At 73.0% G+C, this 17,470-nt stretch carries 19 protein-coding genes; 16 read left to right on the top strand and 3 right to left on the bottom strand.

Annotated features, from left to right (window positions below):
- The first annotated feature begins 158 nt into the window (after positions 1–158).
- The 16 genes from DRV96_RS01705 to DRV96_RS01630 all read left to right on the top strand — a co-directional run bounded on the left by DRV96_RS01705 (position 159) and on the right by DRV96_RS01630 (position 14,852).
- Positions 159–653, top strand: coding sequence for a dihydroneopterin aldolase (locus DRV96_RS01705; protein ID WP_119287010.1), 495 nt, complete (start codon positions 159–161; stop codon positions 651–653).
- A 23-nt stretch (positions 654–676) separates the two neighbouring features.
- The gene (locus tag DRV96_RS01700; RefSeq protein ID WP_119287007.1) at positions 677–1,702 is read left to right on the top strand and encodes a beta-ribofuranosylaminobenzene 5'-phosphate synthase family protein; all 1,026 of its coding nucleotides are present in this window, start codon (positions 677–679) and stop codon (positions 1,700–1,702) included.
- A 52-nt stretch (positions 1,703–1,754) separates the two neighbouring features.
- Complete coding sequence (locus DRV96_RS01695) at positions 1,755–2,663, top strand: NAD(P)-dependent methylenetetrahydromethanopterin dehydrogenase (protein ID WP_119287005.1); 909 nt, start codon at positions 1,755–1,757, stop codon at positions 2,661–2,663.
- A 29-nt stretch (positions 2,664–2,692) separates the two neighbouring features.
- On the top strand, positions 2,693–3,844 hold the full coding sequence (locus DRV96_RS01690; RefSeq protein WP_119287002.1) for an ATP-grasp domain-containing protein: 1,152 nt from the start codon (positions 2,693–2,695) through the stop codon (positions 3,842–3,844).
- Positions 3,841–4,845 carry a methenyltetrahydromethanopterin cyclohydrolase gene (gene mch / locus DRV96_RS01685; RefSeq protein ID WP_119287000.1) on the top strand — a complete coding sequence of 335 codons (1,005 nt, stop codon included), beginning with the start codon at positions 3,841–3,843 and terminating at the stop codon, positions 4,843–4,845. Before DRV96_RS01690 ends, mch begins: the two co-directional genes overlap by 4 nt.
- The gene (locus DRV96_RS01680; RefSeq protein ID WP_119286997.1) at positions 4,845–5,795 is read left to right on the top strand and encodes an ATP-grasp domain-containing protein; all 951 of its coding nucleotides are present in this window, start codon (positions 4,845–4,847) and stop codon (positions 5,793–5,795) included. Before mch ends, DRV96_RS01680 begins: the two co-directional genes overlap by 1 nt.
- A gap of 23 nt (positions 5,796–5,818) precedes the next feature.
- Positions 5,819–6,706 (top strand): triphosphoribosyl-dephospho-CoA synthase, encoded by an 888-nt coding sequence (locus DRV96_RS01675; protein WP_235823242.1) that lies wholly within the window; start codon positions 5,819–5,821, stop codon positions 6,704–6,706.
- A gap of 150 nt (positions 6,707–6,856) precedes the next feature.
- Positions 6,857–7,366 (top strand): formaldehyde-activating enzyme, encoded by a 510-nt coding sequence (gene fae, locus DRV96_RS01670; RefSeq protein WP_119286993.1) that lies wholly within the window; start codon positions 6,857–6,859, stop codon positions 7,364–7,366.
- Between the two features lie 149 nt (positions 7,367–7,515).
- Complete coding sequence (locus DRV96_RS01665; RefSeq protein ID WP_210756955.1) at positions 7,516–9,291, top strand: methanol/ethanol family PQQ-dependent dehydrogenase; 1,776 nt, start codon at positions 7,516–7,518, stop codon at positions 9,289–9,291.
- 118 nt (positions 9,292–9,409) lie between these two features.
- Entirely contained in the window at positions 9,410–9,820 is a 411-nt protein-coding gene (locus DRV96_RS01660; RefSeq protein ID WP_119286988.1) for a c-type cytochrome, read from the top strand.
- 7 nt (positions 9,821–9,827) lie between these two features.
- Complete coding sequence (locus DRV96_RS01655) at positions 9,828–10,721, top strand: substrate-binding domain-containing protein (RefSeq protein WP_119286986.1); 894 nt, start codon at positions 9,828–9,830, stop codon at positions 10,719–10,721.
- A complete protein-coding gene (locus DRV96_RS01650) occupies positions 10,718–11,743 on the top strand; it encodes a S1 family peptidase (RefSeq protein ID WP_162910920.1) in 1,026 nt (341 codons plus the stop codon). Before DRV96_RS01655 ends, DRV96_RS01650 begins: the two co-directional genes overlap by 4 nt.
- 47 nt (positions 11,744–11,790) lie before the next feature.
- On the top strand, positions 11,791–12,558 hold the full coding sequence (locus tag DRV96_RS01645) for a hypothetical protein (RefSeq protein ID WP_119286982.1): 768 nt from the start codon (positions 11,791–11,793) through the stop codon (positions 12,556–12,558).
- A complete protein-coding gene (locus DRV96_RS01640) occupies positions 12,555–12,944 on the top strand; it encodes a hypothetical protein (RefSeq protein WP_235823241.1) in 390 nt (129 codons plus the stop codon). The genes DRV96_RS01645 and DRV96_RS01640 overlap by 4 nt, the downstream gene beginning before the upstream one ends.
- A 71-nt stretch (positions 12,945–13,015) precedes the next feature.
- Positions 13,016–13,960, top strand: a complete 945-nt coding sequence (locus DRV96_RS01635) for a quinoprotein relay system zinc metallohydrolase 2 (protein WP_119286979.1) — start codon at positions 13,016–13,018, stop codon at positions 13,958–13,960.
- A 40-nt stretch (positions 13,961–14,000) separates the two neighbouring features.
- On the top strand, positions 14,001–14,852 hold the full coding sequence (locus DRV96_RS01630; RefSeq protein ID WP_119286977.1) for a quinoprotein dehydrogenase-associated SoxYZ-like carrier: 852 nt from the start codon (positions 14,001–14,003) through the stop codon (positions 14,850–14,852).
- Positions 14,853–14,862: 10 nt separating this feature from the next.
- Here the strand turns inward: DRV96_RS01630 and DRV96_RS01625 are convergent, their stop codons facing one another.
- Genes DRV96_RS01625 through DRV96_RS01615 form a run of 3 tightly spaced genes read right to left on the bottom strand, consistent with a single transcriptional unit; the run spans position 14,863 to position 17,452 of the window.
- A complete protein-coding gene (locus tag DRV96_RS01625) occupies positions 14,863–15,873 on the bottom strand; it encodes a vWA domain-containing protein (RefSeq protein WP_119286975.1) in 1,011 nt (336 codons plus the stop codon).
- Positions 15,870–16,427, bottom strand: coding sequence for an MxaK protein (locus tag DRV96_RS01620; RefSeq protein WP_119286972.1), 558 nt, complete (start codon positions 16,425–16,427; stop codon positions 15,870–15,872). Before DRV96_RS01620 ends, DRV96_RS01625 begins: the two co-directional genes overlap by 4 nt.
- Positions 16,418–17,452: a vWA domain-containing protein gene (locus DRV96_RS01615; protein ID WP_119286969.1), complete on the bottom strand. Its 1,035-nt coding sequence runs from the start codon at positions 17,450–17,452 to the stop codon at positions 16,418–16,420. The genes DRV96_RS01620 and DRV96_RS01615 overlap by 10 nt, the downstream gene beginning before the upstream one ends.
- Positions 17,453–17,470 lie beyond the last annotated feature (18 nt).

Here is a 17,470-nt window from a genome sequence, read left to right as displayed (position 1 = left end):
CCGGACATTCTCGCTCCCTCTCACGGCCGCCGGCGAGCGTCGTCGCGCTGCGCCGGCTCGGGGTTTTCGCCGATGGCACCGCAAGCGGGCCCGGAAGTTGCACCGGCATCGGCGTCACAATCAACGACCGGCCTGCCGGCCGAGTCGCAGGAGACACGATGTCGACGATCCGCCCCCTCGCGGCGCACCGCCACCTCGGTGTGCAGCCGCAACCCGACCACGAAGCGCTCGACCTCGTCTTCATCGAGGGCTTCGTCGGCCACACCGTCATCGGGATCCACCACAACGAGCTGCACGAGCCGCAACCGCTCGAGATCGACGTGTGCGCCGGGATCCCGCGCCCGCTCGCCTGCGACACCGACCGCATCGCCGACACGATCGACTACGGCGAGGTGCGCCTGCGCCTGCAGCGGCTGCTCGCGGAACACCGTGTGCAACTGTTGGAGTCCCTCGCGGAGCAGATTGCCCACATCGTGCTCGGCGAATTCGGTGCGCGCTGGGTGCGCGTGCGGGTGGCCAAGCCGCGCAAGTTCGACGACGTGCAGGCCGTCGGCGTCGTCATCGAGCGCCGCCGCCCCGGGCCTCCCGAAGCCGGCCGCGGCGCGGCGATCCTGCACCTGATCGGCACCGGCATGGTGCCGGGCTCGTCCTGAGCGGCACCAGGGCCGTCGACCCGATGCGCGACGACACGCCGTGGTGGCCCGCGCAGGGCCGCGCTGCGCACGCCGGCTTGGCGGCGGTGCGCGTGCAGGCGGCCGGCCGGCTGCACCTCGGCTTCCTCGACCCGGCCGGCTCGCTCGGGCGGCGCTTCGGCAGCCTCGGCCTCGTCGTCGAGGGCTTCGAGACCGTCGTCGAAATGCGCCGCGCGGCCACCGACGAGGTCACTGCCGGCGCGTGCGTCGACCGCGACGCGATCGAGCGCGCCGCGCGTCACCTGCACGCGCTGCGCCGCGCCACCGGCCGCAGCGGCGCACTGCACGTGCACCTGCAGCGCACGCTGCCCACGCATGCCGGCCTCGGCTCGGGCACGCAGCTCGCGCTCGCGGTGGGGCATGCCTTCGCGGCGCTGGCCGGGCTGCCGCTGACGACCGGCGACGTGGCCCGGCTGACCGGGCGCGGCCTGCGCTCGGGCGTCGGCATCGCGGGCTACGACCTCGGCGGCCTGCTGCTCGACGGCGGCCCGGGCGACGACGGCCGCCCGGCGCCGCTGCTGTCACGGCTGCCGCTGCCGGCGCCGTGGCGCATCGTCCTCGCGCTCGAGCCCGGCCGGCAGGGGCTGAGCGGCGAGCAGGAAAAGTCCGCCCTCGCCGCGCTGCCGCCGCTGCCGCGCGCGGCCGCCGCCGAGCTGTGCCACCAGGTGCTGATGCGCGTGCTGCCCGGCGCGGCGGCCGGCGCCTTCGAGCCCTTCGCCGCGGGCATCACCCGCATGCAGCAGGTGCTCGGCGAGCACTTCGCGCCGGCGCAGGGCGGCAGCGCCTTCGCCAGTGGCGCGGTGCGCCGCCTCATCGAGTGGCTCGGTGGCCACGCACAGGCCGCGATCGGTCAGAGTTCGTGGGGGCCGACCGGCTTCGCGATCTTCGCGTCGGCCGACGACGCGCGCGACGCGCTCACCGCCGCGCGCGCCGCCGGCGTCGTCGACCCGGCACTCGAACTGCACGTCGTGGGGGCGCGCAACCACGGCGCGACGCTGACGCCGCTGTGACCCGCGCCCGCAACCCCGCCGACACCACGCATCCACCCCACGCGCATTGCCGATGGAACGCCCCTACATCCTGCACATGTTCACCCCCGGGCCGCAGATGAGCCCGTTCGACGTCAACATGGCCGCCGACGCCGGCTACCAGATCGTCACGCCCTACTGCCACGTCGGGCTCGACGCGGTCACCGCGCTGACGCAGGACGCGATCTTTTCGCGCGGGCCCAAGGGCGTCGCGCGCACGGGTCTGTTCATCGGCGGACGCGACGCGCTGCTCGCCGCCGACATGCTCGAACGGGCGAAGGCGGCGATGGTGCCGCCGTTCGTCGTCTCGGTCTTCGCCGATCCGAGCGGCGCGTACACGACCGCCGCCGCGCTGGTCGCCACCGTCGAGGCGGCCCTGCAACGCCACCATGGCCACGGTCTGGCGGGGCAGACGGTGCTGCTGCTCGGCGGCACCGGGCCGGTCGGCCGCGTCGCCGCGGTGCTGTGCGCGCAGCAAGGCGCCACGGCGGTCCTGTCGAGCCACAAGGGCCTCGCGATGGCGCAGGCCGCCGCCGACGAGACCGCGCGGCGTTTCGGCGTCGCGCTGCACGCGGCCTCGGGCGCGGGCCGCGACGAGTTGCACGCCGCGCTGGCGGGCGCCGACGTCGTGCTCGGCGTCGCGGCTGCCGGCGTGCAGGTCATGAGCGCCGACGACCGCGCCGTCGCGACGCGGCTGAAGGTCGCCGCCGACGTCAATGCGGTGCCCCCCGCCGGTCTGGCCGGCGTCGGCGTGATGGACGACGGCAAGCCGATCGAGGGCAGCGGCGCGGTGGGCATCGGCGCGCTGGCGGTGGGCAACGTCAAGTACCAGGTCCAGCACCGGCTGCTCGTGCGCATGCGCCATGCCGACAAGCCGGTGACGCTCGGCTTTCCCGAGGCCTTCGCCGCGGCGCGCGAGTACCTCGCCGAAAAGAGCGCCTGAGGCAGGTTCGTCTTCGCGGCGCGCAGGCCATGGTCGCCGAAACGCTCGTCGTCGCGGCGCTGTCGGCGCGCACGCTGGCCGAGTCGGCACGGCGCGGCGGCTGGCGCGTGATCGCGCTGGACCTGTTCGGCGACGTCGACACGCGCCGCGCGAGCGCCCGCTGGCAGCCGATCGGCGACCCCGCCGACGCGCGCATCGACCCGGCCCGCCTGGCCGCGGCGCTCGCCGACGCGGCGTCGCAGCCGAACGTCGCCGCTTGGGTCGCGGGCAGCGGCTTCGACGCGCCGCACGACGCCGCCTTCGCGGCAGCGGGCGCCATGCTGCCGCGGCTCGGCATGGCGGCCGACGTCGTGGCGGCGGTGCGCCACCCGGCGACGTTCTTCGCCACCCTCGACCGCCTCGGCCTCGCCCACCCCGAGGTGCGCACGACGCCACCGCACGCGCCGGCTGGCTGGCTCGCGAAGGATGCCGGCGGATCGGGCGGCCGGCACATCCGCGCCGCCGCCGATGCCGGCCCGGCCCCCGGCGTCTCCCCCGGCATCTATTGGCAGCGCGTACATCGCGGCACGCCGATGTCGGCGCTGTTCCTTGCCGACGGGCGGCGCGCCGCCATCGTCGGCCTGAACCGACTGCTCGTGCGCCCGCTCGGCGCACGGCCGTACGTCTACCATGGCGCGATCGGCCCGATCGACGCGCCGGCGTTGCGCGCGCGGATCGCGGCGGCACTCGACGCGCTCGTACCGGCGTTCGGGCTGCGCGGCCTCGCGAGCCTGGACTTCCTCGCCGACGGCGAGCAGCCGGTGCTGCTCGAGATCAACCCGCGGCCGTCCGACACGATGGCGCTGTACGACGCACTCTGGCCCGCCGGCCTGCTGCGCGCGCACGTCGACGCGCTGGGCGGCCGACTGCCGCCATGCACCCCGCACGACGCGAGCGTGCGCGGCCACGAAATCGTCTACGCGCCGTGCGCCGGCCGCGTCGACGCGGCGCTCGCCGCACGGCTGGCGAGCGACCGCCACACCCACGACGTGCCGGCGGCCGGCACCGCGTTCGACGCCGGCATGCCGGTGTGCACGGTCGGCGCCGAAGGCACCGACGTCGCCGGCGTGCTGCACGAGCTCGCGCGACGGCGGCAGGCCGTCGTTGCGTCGCTGACCTTTCCGCAGGAGCTCCCCGCATGACCGTCGAGACCCCCGCCCCGCTCGCCGCAGCGCCGAGCGTGAACCGCCTCGCCGCCCCGCTGCTCGCGCGCCTGCGCGACGACGCCGCGCGGCTGCGCGTGGCCGTCACGCGCGACGCACGCGGCGTCACGCTGATCGACGCCGGCATCGCCGCGACCGGCGGCGTCGAGGCCGGGCTGCTCGCCGCCGAGATCTGCATGGGCGGGCTCGGCGAGGTGCGCCTCGTGGCCGACGGCCGCCACGGCTGGCCCGACTGGCTGCACGTGCGCAGCTCGCAGCCGGTGCTGGCCTGCCTGGCGAGCCAGTACGCGGGCTGGAGCCTTTCGGCGAGCAAGGAGGAGACCGGCGGCAAGAAGTTCTTCGCCCTCGGCTCGGGGCCGGCGCGCGCGCTGGCGACGAAAGAGGAGCTGTTCGCCGAGCTGGGCTACCGCGACGACGCCGACCATGGCGTCATCGTCCTCGAGGTCGACCGGCCGCCGCCGCCGGTCGTCGTCGACAAGCTGCTGCGCGACTGCCGGCTCGCCCCGGAGGCGCTCGCGATCGTGCTGACGCCGACGACGAGCCTCGCCGGCACGACGCAAGTCGTCGCGCGCGTGCTCGAAGTCGCGCTGCACCGCGCGCACGAGCTGAAATTCCCGCTCGAGCACATCGTCGACGGCAGCGCATGTGCGCCGCTGCCGGCCCCCTGCGCGGACGGGGTGCAGGCGATGGGGCGCACGAACGACGCGATCCTGTACGGCGGGCAGGTGCGCCTGACCGTCAGCGGCGACGCCGACGCCGCGCGCGAGCTCGCGCGCCGGCTGCCCTCGTCGACGTCGCGCGACTACGGACGCTCCTTCGCCGACCTGTTCGCCGCCGCGGGATACGACTTCTACCAGCTCGACGGCGCGCTGTTCGCGCCGGCCGAGGTCTGGGTCAGCCACCTCGAGTCGGGACGAACGTGGCACGCCGGGCACACGAACCTGGACCTGCTGCACCGGCTGTGGCGCGAGGACGCCTGATGCGCATCGCGATCGCGAGCGACGAGAGCGGCTGGCACACGCGGCGGCTGCTGGCCGCGCTGCGCGCGCGCGGCGCCGACGGGCGCACGTTCGACCTCGCGCAGGCGCGGCTCGACACGACGCACGCGGGGCACGGGCTCGTGCTGCCCGGCTTCGGCCGCGAATTGCCCGACGCGGTGTTCGTGCGCGGCATCGCCGGCGGCAGCTTCGAGCAGGTGACGCGCCGGCTGGCGGTGCTGCACGCGCTGCAGGCACTCGGCGTGCCGGTCTACAACGACGCGCGCGCGATCGAGCGCAGCGTCGACAAGTCGATGACGACGCTGCTGCTGCACGCCGCGGGGCTGCCGACGCCGCCGACGTGGGCGCTCGAGTCGCCGCAGCTCGCGCAGCGCCTCGTGATGCGCGAGAGCGCCGCCGGCCGCTCGCTCGTGCTCAAGCCGCTGTTCGGCTCGCAAGGCAAGGGGCTGCAGCGCGTCGGCTGGGTCGTCGACGACGAGCATCCGCAGGGCCGGCACGTGCCGCTGCCGGCGCTCGACGCCGGCTTCGGCGGCGTCGCATACCTGCAGCGCTTCGTGCCGGCGCGTACGCGCCCGGGCCACGACTGGCGCGTGCTCGTCGTCGGTGGCGTTGCGCGCGCAGCGATGCGCCGCTTCGGGCGCCACTGGATCCACAACGTCGCGCAGGGCGCGCGCTGCGAGCCGCAGCCGCTCGACCGGGGTGACGGCCCCCGCCTCGCCCGACTCGCCGAGGCCGCGACGCACGCGCTCGGCCTCGACTACGCCGGTGTCGACCTGATGCCCGGCGACGACGGGCCGCTCGTCATCGAGGTCAACGGCGTCGCCGCGTGGCAGGGGCTGCAGCGCGTCACCGCGGGCGACATCGCCGGATGGCTCGTCGACGACCTGCTCGGCCGCAAATGCGCAGCCGCCGGGCGGCGGCTGCGCGCCTGAGGGTCGGCACCGCCGTGGAGCCGGTGGCGTCGCCGCACCCGGCGCTCGCGCAGCGGCTGCGCGAGGCCTTCGTCTGGGCCTGCGAACTCGACGTCGCCGCACGCAAGCCCGGCAACGTCAGCATCGCATCGCCGGGCCACGGCATGGACGCGGCGCACTTCGTGGCCAGCGCACCCGCTGCCGCCGCTGCGCTGTGCGAGCCCGGTGCCCCGGTGGGACGTCGCATCGAAGCGGCCGTCGCGGCGACCTGGGCCGTGGTGCAGTGCAACACCAACCTCGGCATCGTACTGCTTTGTGCGCCGCTCGCGGCCGCGGCTGAGCGCTGGGTGCCGGCCCGCGGTGAAGCCGGTCTGCGCACTGCGCTCGCCGCCGTCCTGCGCGGCCTCGACGTCGACGACGCGCGCGCCGCCTACCGCGCGATCGCACGTGCACACCCGGCCGGCCTCGGGCGCGTCGCGCAGCAGGACGTGCACGCCGAGCCGAGTCTCGACCTGCGCGCCGCGATGGAGCTGGCGGCCGAGCGCGATCTCGTCGCCCGGCAGTACGCCGCCGACTTCGCCGACGTGTTCGCGACCGGCGTGGCGACGTTTCGCGCCGCGCTGGCGCACACCGCGGACCCGGTGGCCGCGCTGCAGCGCACCTACCTCGAATTCCTCGCTGCGCAGCCCGATTCACACATTGTGCGAAAGCACGGCGCCGAGGCGGCGCAGTGTGTCATGCGCGAAGCGCTCGCGTGGCGCCAACGCGCGCGCGCCGGCGAATGCGTCGACGCCGATCCGGCCTTCCCGGCCTGGGACGAGAGCCTCAAACGGCGCGCGCTGAACCCCGGAACGTGCGCCGACCTGTGCGTGGCCACTGCGATGGCCGCCGCCATCGTCGATGGCGTCGACAAACTGCGGGTCAACCCGTAGAAGACCACGGGCCGGCCCCGTGCCGTGCAGCCCGCATCGGTGTTAACACCGGGTCCGATTGGCACAGAACATGAATGAAGCGGCGTGGCATCGGCGGCGCGAGGCGCTGTGATGCAAACCCCGCAGGCTCACAACGCACGGAGATAGCAGATGGCAAAAATCGATCGCATGATGGTGGGAGAGTCGCTGGTCGGCGACGGCAACGAGGTGGCGCACATCGACCTGATCATCGGGCCGCGCGGCTCGGCCGCGGAGACGGCCTTCGCGAACTGCCTGACGAACAACAAGGACGGCTTCACGTCGCTGCTCGCCGTCGTGGCGCCGAACCTGCTGACCAAGCCGGCCACAGTGATGTTCAACAAGGTCACGATCAAGGGCGCGAAGCAGGCGGTGCAGATGTTCGGCCCGGCGCAGCGGGCGGTGGCGATGGCGGTGGCCGACTCGGTCGAGGACGGCACGATCCCGGCCGACGAGGCCGACAACCTGTTCGTCTGCGTCGGCGTGTTCATCCACTGGCTCGCCGAGGACGACAAGAAGATCCAGGACTACAACTACCGGGCGACGAAGGAGGCGATCGCACGCGCCGTGCGCGGCGAGCCGACCGCGGCCCAGGTGGTCGCTGGCAAGGGTTCGGCGACGCACCCCTTCCAGGCGAAGTGAGCAGCGAGGTGGGCCGGCCGGTCGGGCCGGCCCTTCAGCGGTGGATGCCCGCGCAGGGCATCGGTGTAAACAGGAGACAGGAGCAACACATGGACTTCAAATGGCACAGGGCCCGTCGCGGGCTGACCCCGGTGGCGGCAGTGGCGCTGATGCTGCCCGCCCTCGCGATGGCGAACGCCGACCTCGAGAGGAAGATGCAGGACCCGAAGAACTGGGCGGCCCAGGCGGGTGACTTCTACAACCAGCGCTACAGCAAGCTCAACCAGATCAACCGCAACAACGTCGGCAAGCTGCAGGTCACCTGGACGTTGTCGACCGGCGTGCTGCGCGGCCACGAAGGCTCGCCGCTGGTCGTCGACGGCACGATGTACCTGCACACGCCGTTCCCGAACAAGGTCTTCGCGATCGATCTCGACACGCAGAAGATCAAGTGGAAGTACGAGCCGAAGCAGGACCCGGCGGTGATCCCGCAGATGTGCTGCGACACCGTCAACCGCGGCCTGGCCTACGCCGAAGGCAAGATCTTCCTGCAGCAGGCCGACTCGACGCTGGTGGCACTCAACGCCGCCGACGGCAAGGTGATCTGGTCGGTCAAGAACGGCGACCCGAAGCTCGGTGCCGTCAACACGAACGCGCCGCACGTTTTCAAGGACAAGGTCATCACCGGCATCTCCGGCGGGGAGTGGGGCGTGCGCGGCTTCCTCGCGGCCTACGACATCAACACCGGTCGCCTCGTCTGGAAGGGCTACAGCACCGGCCCCGACAACGAGATGCTGATCGACCCCGACAAGACGATGACCTGGACCGACGGCAAGATGGCGCCGGTGGGCAAGGACTCGTCGCTCAAGACCTGGCAGGGTGACCAGTGGAAGATCGGTGGCGGCACGACCTGGGGCTGGTACAGCTACGACAAGGCGGCCAACCTCGTCTACTACGGCACCGGCAACCCGTCGACGTGGAACCCCTCGCAGCGCCCGGGTGACAACAAGTGGTCGATGACGATCTGGGCCCGCGACCTCGACACCGGCGTCGCGAAGTGGGTCTACCAGATGACGCCGCACGACGAGTGGGACTTCGACGGCATCAACGAGATGATCCTGGCCGACATCCCGGTCAAGGGCAAGGAACGCAAGGCGCTGGTGCACTTCGACCGCAACGGCTTCGCCTACACGCTCGACCGCATCACCGGCGAACTGCTGGTGGCCGAGAAGTACGACCCGAAGGTCAACTGGGCGACGCACGTCGACATGAAGACGGGCCGTCCGAAGGTCGACCCGAAGTACGCGACGTCGAAGTTCACGAACCCGCAGCACGGTCCCGACGTCAACGTCAAGGGCATCTGCCCGGCAGCGCTCGGCACGAAGGACCAGCAGCCGGCGTCGTTCGACCCGAACACCAAGCTCTTCTACGTGCCCACGAACCACGTGTGCATGGACTATGAGCCGTTCCAGGTCGAGTACACGGCGGGCCAGCCGTATGTCGGTGCGACGCTGTCGATGTACCCGGCGCCCGGCAGCCACGGCGGCATGGGCAACTTCATCACCTGGGACGCCGGCACGGGCAAGATCGTCCAGTCCAAGCCGGAGAAGTTCTCGGTGTGGAGCGGCTCGCTGAACACCGCGGGCGGGATCTCCTGCTACGGCACGCTCGAAGGCTTCTTCAAGTGCGTCGACGCCAAGGACATCACCAAGGAGCTGTACAAGTTCAAGACCCCGTCGGGCATCATCGGCAACGTGTTCACCTACGAGCACAAGGGCAAGCAGTACATCGGCGTGTTCTCGGGCATCGGCGGCTGGGCCGGCATCGGCATGGCGGCGGGTCTCGAGAAGGACACCGACGGCCTCGGTGCGGTCGGTGGCTACCGCGAACTCAGTCAGTACACTGACCTCGGCGGCTCGCTGACGGTGTTCGCACTGCCCAACTGAGCGTCGAAGCTCGACACGGATCCCCGGCCGCGCGAGCGGCCCCGGGGATTCCCATCGGGGGACGGCGTACCGAATGGCAGCCGTCCCCCTCCCGCTTTCTTTGCGATCTTCCCCGACCATGAACGTCCGCGTATCCCTCGTCGCCGCCGTCGCCGCCACCATAGCCGCGCTCGGCACCCCGGTGCATGCTGCCGCGCAGGAGGTCAAGACCGACCTGTACACCGTCGTCGACGGCAACAAGGTCGACCCGAAGACCCTGGCCGGATTCCGCGCCTGGCGACAGGCCAACTGTGCCGCCTGCCACGGTGCGAACCAGGAAGGCCTGGCCGGTCCGTCACTGATCGAGCGGATGAAAGTGCTGACGCGCGAGCAGTTCAACCAGGTCGTCCTCGAGGGCCGCATCGAACGCGGCATGCCGCCGCACAAGCAGGCGCCCGTCGTCGTCGAGAACCTCGACGCGATCTACGCGTACCTCAAGGGGCGCTCGGACGGCGCGATCAAGACCGCCCGCGTGACCGCGATCGAGTGAGACGGCGATGAAGCGCACGCTCCCCAGCGACAGCACGTCCGCGGGCCGACGCGCGCGCATCGCGCGACGCATCGTCGCTGTGCTCGCCGCCGCACTGGCGTGCCACGCCGCAACGGCCGACGACGGGCCCCGCAAGGCCTTGCGCGTCTGCCAGGACCCGAACAACCTGCCGTTCTCGAACACGAAGGGCGAAGGCATCGAGAACCGCATCGCCGAACTGTTCGGCAAGGAACTCGGGCTGCCCGTCACGTACTACTCGTTCCCGCAGCGCATGGGCTTCGTGCGCAACACGCTGCGCTACAAGCTGCCCGGTCAGGACTACCCGTGCGACATCATCATGGGCGTGCCGGTCGGCTTCGAGCAGGCGGACGTGACCAAGCCGTACTACCGCTCGACCTACGCCCTCGTCCTCAGCAACTCGAAGGGGCTCGACAAGGTCGACAGCATCGAGGACTTCCTTCGCCTCGACCCGGCGGTGCTGAAGTCGCTGAAGATCGGCGTGTTCGACCGCAGCCCGGCGTCGGCCTGGCTCGACCGCCACGGACTCGTCGACCAGGGCGTGCCGTACCTGATGCTCAGCCCCGACCCGGACCAGTACCCGGGCGAGCTGATCGAACGCGAACTGGCCGCGGGCAAGATCGACGCCGCCATCGTGTGGGGCCCGATCGCCGGCTTCTACGCCAAGCGTGCGACGGCCAGGCCGCTGAAGGTCATTCTTCTGAAGTCGGAACCCGGCGTGAAGTTCGACTACGCTATGGCGATGGGCGTGCGTCGGGGAGAGCCGCAGTGGAAGCAGCAGATCGAGTCGCTGATCGAGCGCAAGCAGCCGGAGATCGAGGCGATCCTGCGCGACTACGGCGTGCCGCTCGTCGACGCACAGGGCAATCCGCTGGCGCGTTGACCGCGGGCCGCGTTCGCGGCACGGCGTGGCTGCTCGCCGCCACGGCCCTCGCCGCGCCGGCGCATGCGCTCGACCCGGCTTCGTTCGTGCGCGTCAGCGCTGCGGTCACGCAGGTCGAGGCGCTGCGCTCGGAAGGCGGCATCGCACTGGGCTCCGGTGTCGTCGTCGCACCCGGACGCGTCGTGACGAACTGCCACGTCACGCACGATGCCGTGTCGATTCAGGTCGCGCGCGGTGGCGACCGCATGCCAGTGCACGCACAGGCCGCCGACGTCGAGCACGACCTGTGCGTGCTCGACGTGCCCGGCCTGCCGAACCCGCCGGCGGTGCTCGGCGATGCGCGCTCGCTGCGCATCGGCGACGCCGTCATCGCGCTGGGGTTCACCGGTGGCTTCGGACTGCGGCGCAGCCTGGGGCAGGTCGTCGCGCTGCATCCCCTGCATGACGCGCCCGTCATCCAGAGCAGCAACCTGTTCAACTCGGGCGCGAGCGGCGGCGGCCTGTTCGACGAGCAGGGCCGGCTGGTCGGTGTGCTGACGTTTCGCATGCGTGGCGGCGAGGCGCACTACTTCTCGGCACCGGTCCAGTGGCTGGCGCCGATGCTCTCGAGTGCGGCGCGCTTCGAGCCGGTCGCGCCGCTGCCACGCGAACGCGTCCCGTTCTGGCAGCATCCGCCGGAATCCCAGCCCGCGTTCCTGCGCGCGGCGCACCTCGCGCAGGGCGGGCGCTGGCACGAGCTGTTCGAACTCGCGTCGCGCTGGACGCGCGACGCCGCGCTCGACCCGACGTCGTGGTACGCGCTCGGCCTCGCTGCCGAAGCACTCGATCGCCAGCCGGAAGCCCTCGCGTCGTACGAGCGCGCCGTCGCCGTCGACCCACGCCACGCGCAGGGCTGGCTGCGGCTCGGTCTGCTCAGCGCGCGCCTGGGCTTCGTCCACAAGGCGCGGCAAGCCCTCGCGACACTGCAGCCGCTCAGCGACGAGCTGGCGCGACAGCTCGCCGCGCGCCTCGGCGCGCTCTGACGCTGCACCTTTCGTCCACCCCACCCTCCGCGTCCGTCCAGGCCCTCATGCACCGACCTCCGTTTGTCTTCCCTCCCAAGCGCCTGACGCTGTGCGCGCGCGGTCGCGCGCGGGCCCTGCTCGCTGCCGCGCTCGCCGTCGCGGTCGGTACCGCGGCGGCGCAGTCGGCCGCACCGACGTCGACGTACTCGCCGGCCGAGCGCCTGCTCTTCATGAGCGAGCCGCTGCCGACGCTGAAGCCGCCGCTGACGCTGAGCTACCGCTTCCAGAAGTCAGGCGCGCTGGAGCCCGGCTTCGAGGACCGCGTCGCGATCGACCTGCGCGCGGCCGCCGACGGCTCGTGCTGCGCCGTCGTCGGCCGTTTTCTCAGCGGCGAGCGCGCGGTGATGCTGCCCGACATCGAGCAGGCGAAGTCCAACCCCATGCTGCTGTACTTCCTCGAGCACGACGTGCGTGACATGAATCGGCTGACCAAGGGCTCGGCCGCGTACTTCCGCAAGCGCATCCGGCTCGCGATCGCCGACGACGCGACGGTGCGCGACGTGGCCTTGACGTACCAGGGCCGCACGATCGCCGGTCGTCTGATCGAGATCGAGCCGTACCGCAACGACCCGACGCGCCAGCGCTACGCGCGCTACGCCGACAAGGCCTACCAGTTCTACGTCAGCGACGCCGTTCCCGGCGGCATTTACGGCATGCGCAGCGTGATGCGCGGCGCCACCGCCGGCGAGCCGCCGTTGATCGTCGAACAGATGTTCATCGAAGGCGGCAGCGCCCCTGCCGAGCCGCCCACCCAGGAGACCCCCCGTTCATGACGCCCTTTCTCGAACTGCGCAAAGTCCTCGCGGCGGCCGCCGTCGCGGTCCTCGGCGGCTGCGCGACGGCCGATGCCGTCGACGCCCGCGCCGCGCACGACTACCCCACCCTCGACCGCGTGCGCTACGTGTTCACCTGCATGCGCGACAACCCCGGTCCGCCGGCGTACGAGATGATGGCCAAGTGCTCGTGCGCGATCGACGCGATCGCCAAGGAAGTGCCGCACGACAAGTTCGAGACGATGGCCACCGCGTTCGACGCCAACACGATCGGCGGCGAGCGTGGCTCGTACATCCGCGACGCGAAGGCGATGCAGGCCGAGGTGCGCGCGTACCGCGACCTGCAGGCGCGGGTCAAGAAGGCGTGCTTCATCGCGCCGCAATAGGTCGGCCGGGCCGCGGCGCGGCGGCTGCGCCCGGCACGCGGCCATCCCGCCGCCGCGATTCGACGGGGCTCGTGCCGCGCTGGCTCGCGTGGGCGGCTGCCGTCGTCGCCGTCGGCGCGGCCGCCGCGGCGCGGGCCGACGCGCTGCCGCCGCTTGCGGTCGAGCAGATCGCACCGGGCGTCTACGTGCACACGGGCGCCGTCGCCGCCTGGGGTCCCGGCAGCGACGGCGACGTGGCCAACGTGGGCTTCATCGTCGGCGATCGCTGCGTCGCCGTGATCGACAGCGGTGGTGGCATCGACGTCGGGCGGCGCCTGCGCGCCGCCGTCGAGCGCACGACGCCGCTGCCGATCTGCGCGGTCGTCAACACGCACGCGCACCCGGACCACGTGCTCGGCAACGCCGCCTTCGTCGACGCGCCGGGCGGCAGCTCGCCGGCGATCGTCGCCCACGCGGCGCTGCCGAAGGCGCTGGCCGAACGCGAGCGGCATTACCTCAACGCGCTGCAGCGCGACTTCGGCGTCGCCGCCGGGCCCGGCACGATCGTCTACCCGACGCGCACCATCGACGCACCCACCGAGCTCGACCTCGGCAACCGCGTGCTGCTGTTGCGGCCCTGGCCGACGGCGCACACCAACAACGACCTCAGCGTCTACGACCGCACGACGCGCACCCTGTTCACCGGCGACCTGCTGTTCGTGCGCCACATGCCCGTCGTCGACGGCAACCTGCGCGGCTGGGTCGCGGCGCTCGACGAGTTGCGCCGGCTCGACGTCGCGCGCGTCGTGCCCGGCCACGGCGCGCCGGGCGCCGACTTGGCTGCGATGATCGCGCCGCAGGCCACGTACCTCGAAGCGCTGTTGCGCGAGACGCGCGCCGCGGTCAAGGCCGGCGTGCCGATCCAGCGCGCGGTCGACGAGGTCGGGCGCGACATCGCCAAACCGTGGGCGCTCGCCGAGCTCTTCCACCGCCGCAACGTCACGGCGGCATACGCCGAGCTGGAGTGGGAAGATTGACCAGTCGCCCGCGAAGCCGCCGGGCGCGAGGAGACGCCCCATGATCACCAAGCCCTGTCCGTTACCGCGCCGCCGTGCCGTGCTCGGCACGCTGCTCGCCGGTGCCGCGCTGCCGGCGCTGGCCCAGGTCTCGCGCGTGCCGGTCGACCGCCCCGACGACAACCCGCGCTGGCAGGCGCTCCGCCGCGACATGTTCGGCGGCCGCAGCGTGCGCAGCCCCGCCGACGACCTGATCCGCCTCGAGGCGCCGACGCGCGCCGACGACGGCGCCGTCGTGCCGATCGCGATCCGCGTGCAGCAGCCGCAGAGCCCCGAGCGCTATGTCAAGCGCATCGTGCTCGTGATCGACCAGAACCCGTCGCCGGCCGGCGCGGTGTTTTACTTCACGCCCGACAGTGGCCGCGCCGAGGTCGAGACGCGCGTGCGCATCGACGACTACACGCACGTGCGCGCGATCGCCGAGATGAACGACGGCTCGCTGCACATGGCGGTGCGCCACGTCAAGGCCTCGGGCGGCTGTTCGGCGCCGCCGGGCAAGGACCCGCAGGCCGCACTCGCCACCCTCGGGCGGATGAAGATGCAGGTCGTCGGCGCGCTCGCCGACGGCCAGCCCGCGATGGCGCAGCTGATGATCAGCCACCCGAACCACTCCGGGATGGCGATGGACCAGCTCACGCGGCTGTTCACGCCGGCGCACTTCGTGCGGCGCATCGACGTCACCTACGCCGGGCGGCTGGTGTTCGCCGCCGACGTCGACTTCACGATCAGCGAGAACCCGCACTTCCGCTTCGACTTCCTGCCGCGCGGCAACGACGGCGAGCTGCGCGCCGTCGTCGTCGACACCGAGGGCAAGACCTTCGTCTCGACGCTGCCGGTGCGCGCGGCGCCTTGATCCGCCGGCGCTAGCGGCGCCGGGCGGCGGCTGGCCACCGCTGCGCGACGAGGGTGCGCAGCGCCGGCGCGTGGCGCGCGAGCAGCAGCAGCGCCGCCAGCACGCCGAGCGCCGGGCGCAGGTCCACCGCGGTGGGCACCGGACGGGCGAGCGCCGGGGCGGTGAGCGCGCGCGCGAGCGTCGCCGCGTCGTCGAGCCGCACGTACTGCAGCCCACGGTCGGCGGCGAGCACGCGCAGGTAACCCTCGCGCAGCGACGACAGGTGCTCGCTGCCCGGCGTCGCCCCGGTGGGCAGCGCACCGGCGGCAGCGCCGGCGGGCTCGGCCGGCGCCGCGTTGCCGAGGCCCAGGCTGCGCGCGTCGGTCTGCAGCACGTCGCCCGCGCCCCAGTAGCCGATCGGGCGGCCGAGCGGGTCGGTGCGCGGGATCGGCGACGGTTGCATCCCGCCGACGCCGACGATCAGCCCCGGTGCCGGCGCCGTCTGCTCGGCCGCGCTCGCCAGGCCCGCGGCCAGCGGCGGTGCCTCGTGGCCGTCGGTGACGAACACGAGCGACGGCTTGCCCGGCAGTGCCGCGACCATCGCCTGCGCACCCTTGACGGCCTTCGCGATCTCGCTGTTGCCCATCCACGCCATGCGCCCGTCGATGTGCGCGATCGCGCGGCGCAGCTCGTCGAGGTGCGCGCAGACCTCGGCCGGCGCGAGCAGCAGGAACGCACGGTACTCGGTGAACACCGCCAGGCCGATCTTCGAGCCGCACGGCAGCGCCGGCAGCGCGTCGCGCAGCGCCCGCTTCGCGAGCTCGAGCCGGCTCACCGGCCGGCCTTCGTGGCGCACGTCGACGACGTCCATGCTCTGCGTGACGTCGATCGCGACGACGTGCTCGACACGCGGTCGCGGCAGCGTCCACGTCGGCTCGGCGAGCGTGGCCGCCAGCGCGAGCACCGCCAGCGCGGGCGCGATCGACGGCGCGTGGCGCCGGACCCGGGCCACGAGCGCGGCCCCGACGGCACGCGCGTTCACGGCATCCCCTGCGCGACACCGCGCGCCGTCGTCGCCGCGCGCTCGGCGTTGCGCGGCGGCGGGCCGGCCTCGTCGTCGGCGTGCTGCGGGTCGGGCAGCAGGCGCTGCGCGCGCTCGAGGTTGTAGCGCGCCTCCCAGTGCTCGGGGTCGGCGCGCAGCACGTCGCGGTAGGTCTCCTTGGCGAGCTCGATCAGCGGGATCGCGAGCGCCGGCCGCTCGCTCGCGCGCACGACGAGCGCCTGCCGGATCAGCACGTTGGCGCCGTTGTAGCGCGCCGCCAGACCGACCTGCGCGTCGGCCTGCAGACGGCGGTACTGCTGCAGCGCGCCGTCTTGGTCGCCCGCGGCGTCGAGCGCGCGCGCGTGCGCAAACCACACCGCGGGCGGCGCATCGGCCGGCGGCGGCGTGGTGCCGACCGCCGCGGCGAGCGCATTCCAGCGCGCAGCGCGCTGCAGCAGCCAGCCGTCGACGAGCGCGGCGAGTGCGAGCACGACGAGGGCGCCGATCACCAGGCGCGTGCGGCGCCGGGTCGCGAAGCCGCCCTTCAGGCCCATCGGCGTCGCTCCAGCAGGCTCGCCGCGAGCAGCGCGAGCGCCGCGGCGAGCGCTGCGGCGTAACCCCACGCGGCGAAGTCGCGCCGCGGCAGCGTGTCGGTGTACGTCAGCGGCAGGTTCTCGAGGCGATCGATGTCGTCGATCGCCGCCTGCAGCGCCTGCGGGTCCTCGGCCTCGTAGGCGCGGTACGGCACGCCGATGCCGCGGAAGAAGCGGTGCAGGAAGAATTCGGGCACGGTGTCGGAGGCCGCGCCCGCAGCCGCCTCGTCGGCGAGCCCGGGGCTCAGCGCGCTGCGGATGTAGATCCAGTCGATGCCCACGCGATGGCGGCGCGCGAGGTCGGCGATGCGCTCGCGCATCTCGGGCGAGACGTGGTCGCCGCCGTCGGAGACGAGCAGCACGACGCGCGAGCCGGCGTAGGGCCGGCCGTCGAACATCTCGAGCGCGGCTTGCATCGCCAGCCCGATGTCGGTGTCGGCGAGGCCGCGCCCGGCGTCGCCGGCGGCGATCGCCGCCTGCACGATCTGCGGCTTGCTCGTGAAGTCGAGCACGCGCAGCGGCCGGTTGCTGAACACGACCATGCCGAAGCGGTCGCGCGGCCGGCGCGCAGCGAACTCGGCGAGCATCTGCACCGCGACGCGCCGCTTCGGCTCGCGCTGGCGCACGTGCTGCTGGTGCACGTAGTGCGCGAGCGCCTCGGGCCCGGTGCCCGGCGGCGGGCGCGTCGCGGTGCCGGCAAAGCCCTGGTCCATGCTGCGGCTGCGGTCGAGCACGATCACGATCTCGGCGCCCTGCCCGATGCGCTCGACGGCGGCCTCGGGCCGGTACGGCCCCGCGAGCGCGACGACGATCGCGGCGAGCGCGAGCGCCGCCGCCGCACGCAGGCCGATGTCGAGCACACGCGACGCGGCATCGCGCGGCAGCCGCGCGAGCGCGCCGCCGTCGAGCGCGCGCCCGGCCGGCGCGACGAACGGCAGCGCCGCCAGCGGCAGCAGCACGAGCCACAGCGGCGCGTCGAAGCTCATCGCCGGTGCACCCACCGC

Source organism: Azohydromonas sediminis, from assembly GCF_003574675.1.
In the GTDB taxonomy this organism is placed as follows: Bacteria; Pseudomonadota; Gammaproteobacteria; order Burkholderiales; family Burkholderiaceae_C; genus Calidifontimicrobium; species Calidifontimicrobium sediminis.
The sequence above is the reverse complement of the archived record's forward strand: the minus strand, read 5'-3'. Positions and strand labels throughout refer to the sequence as shown.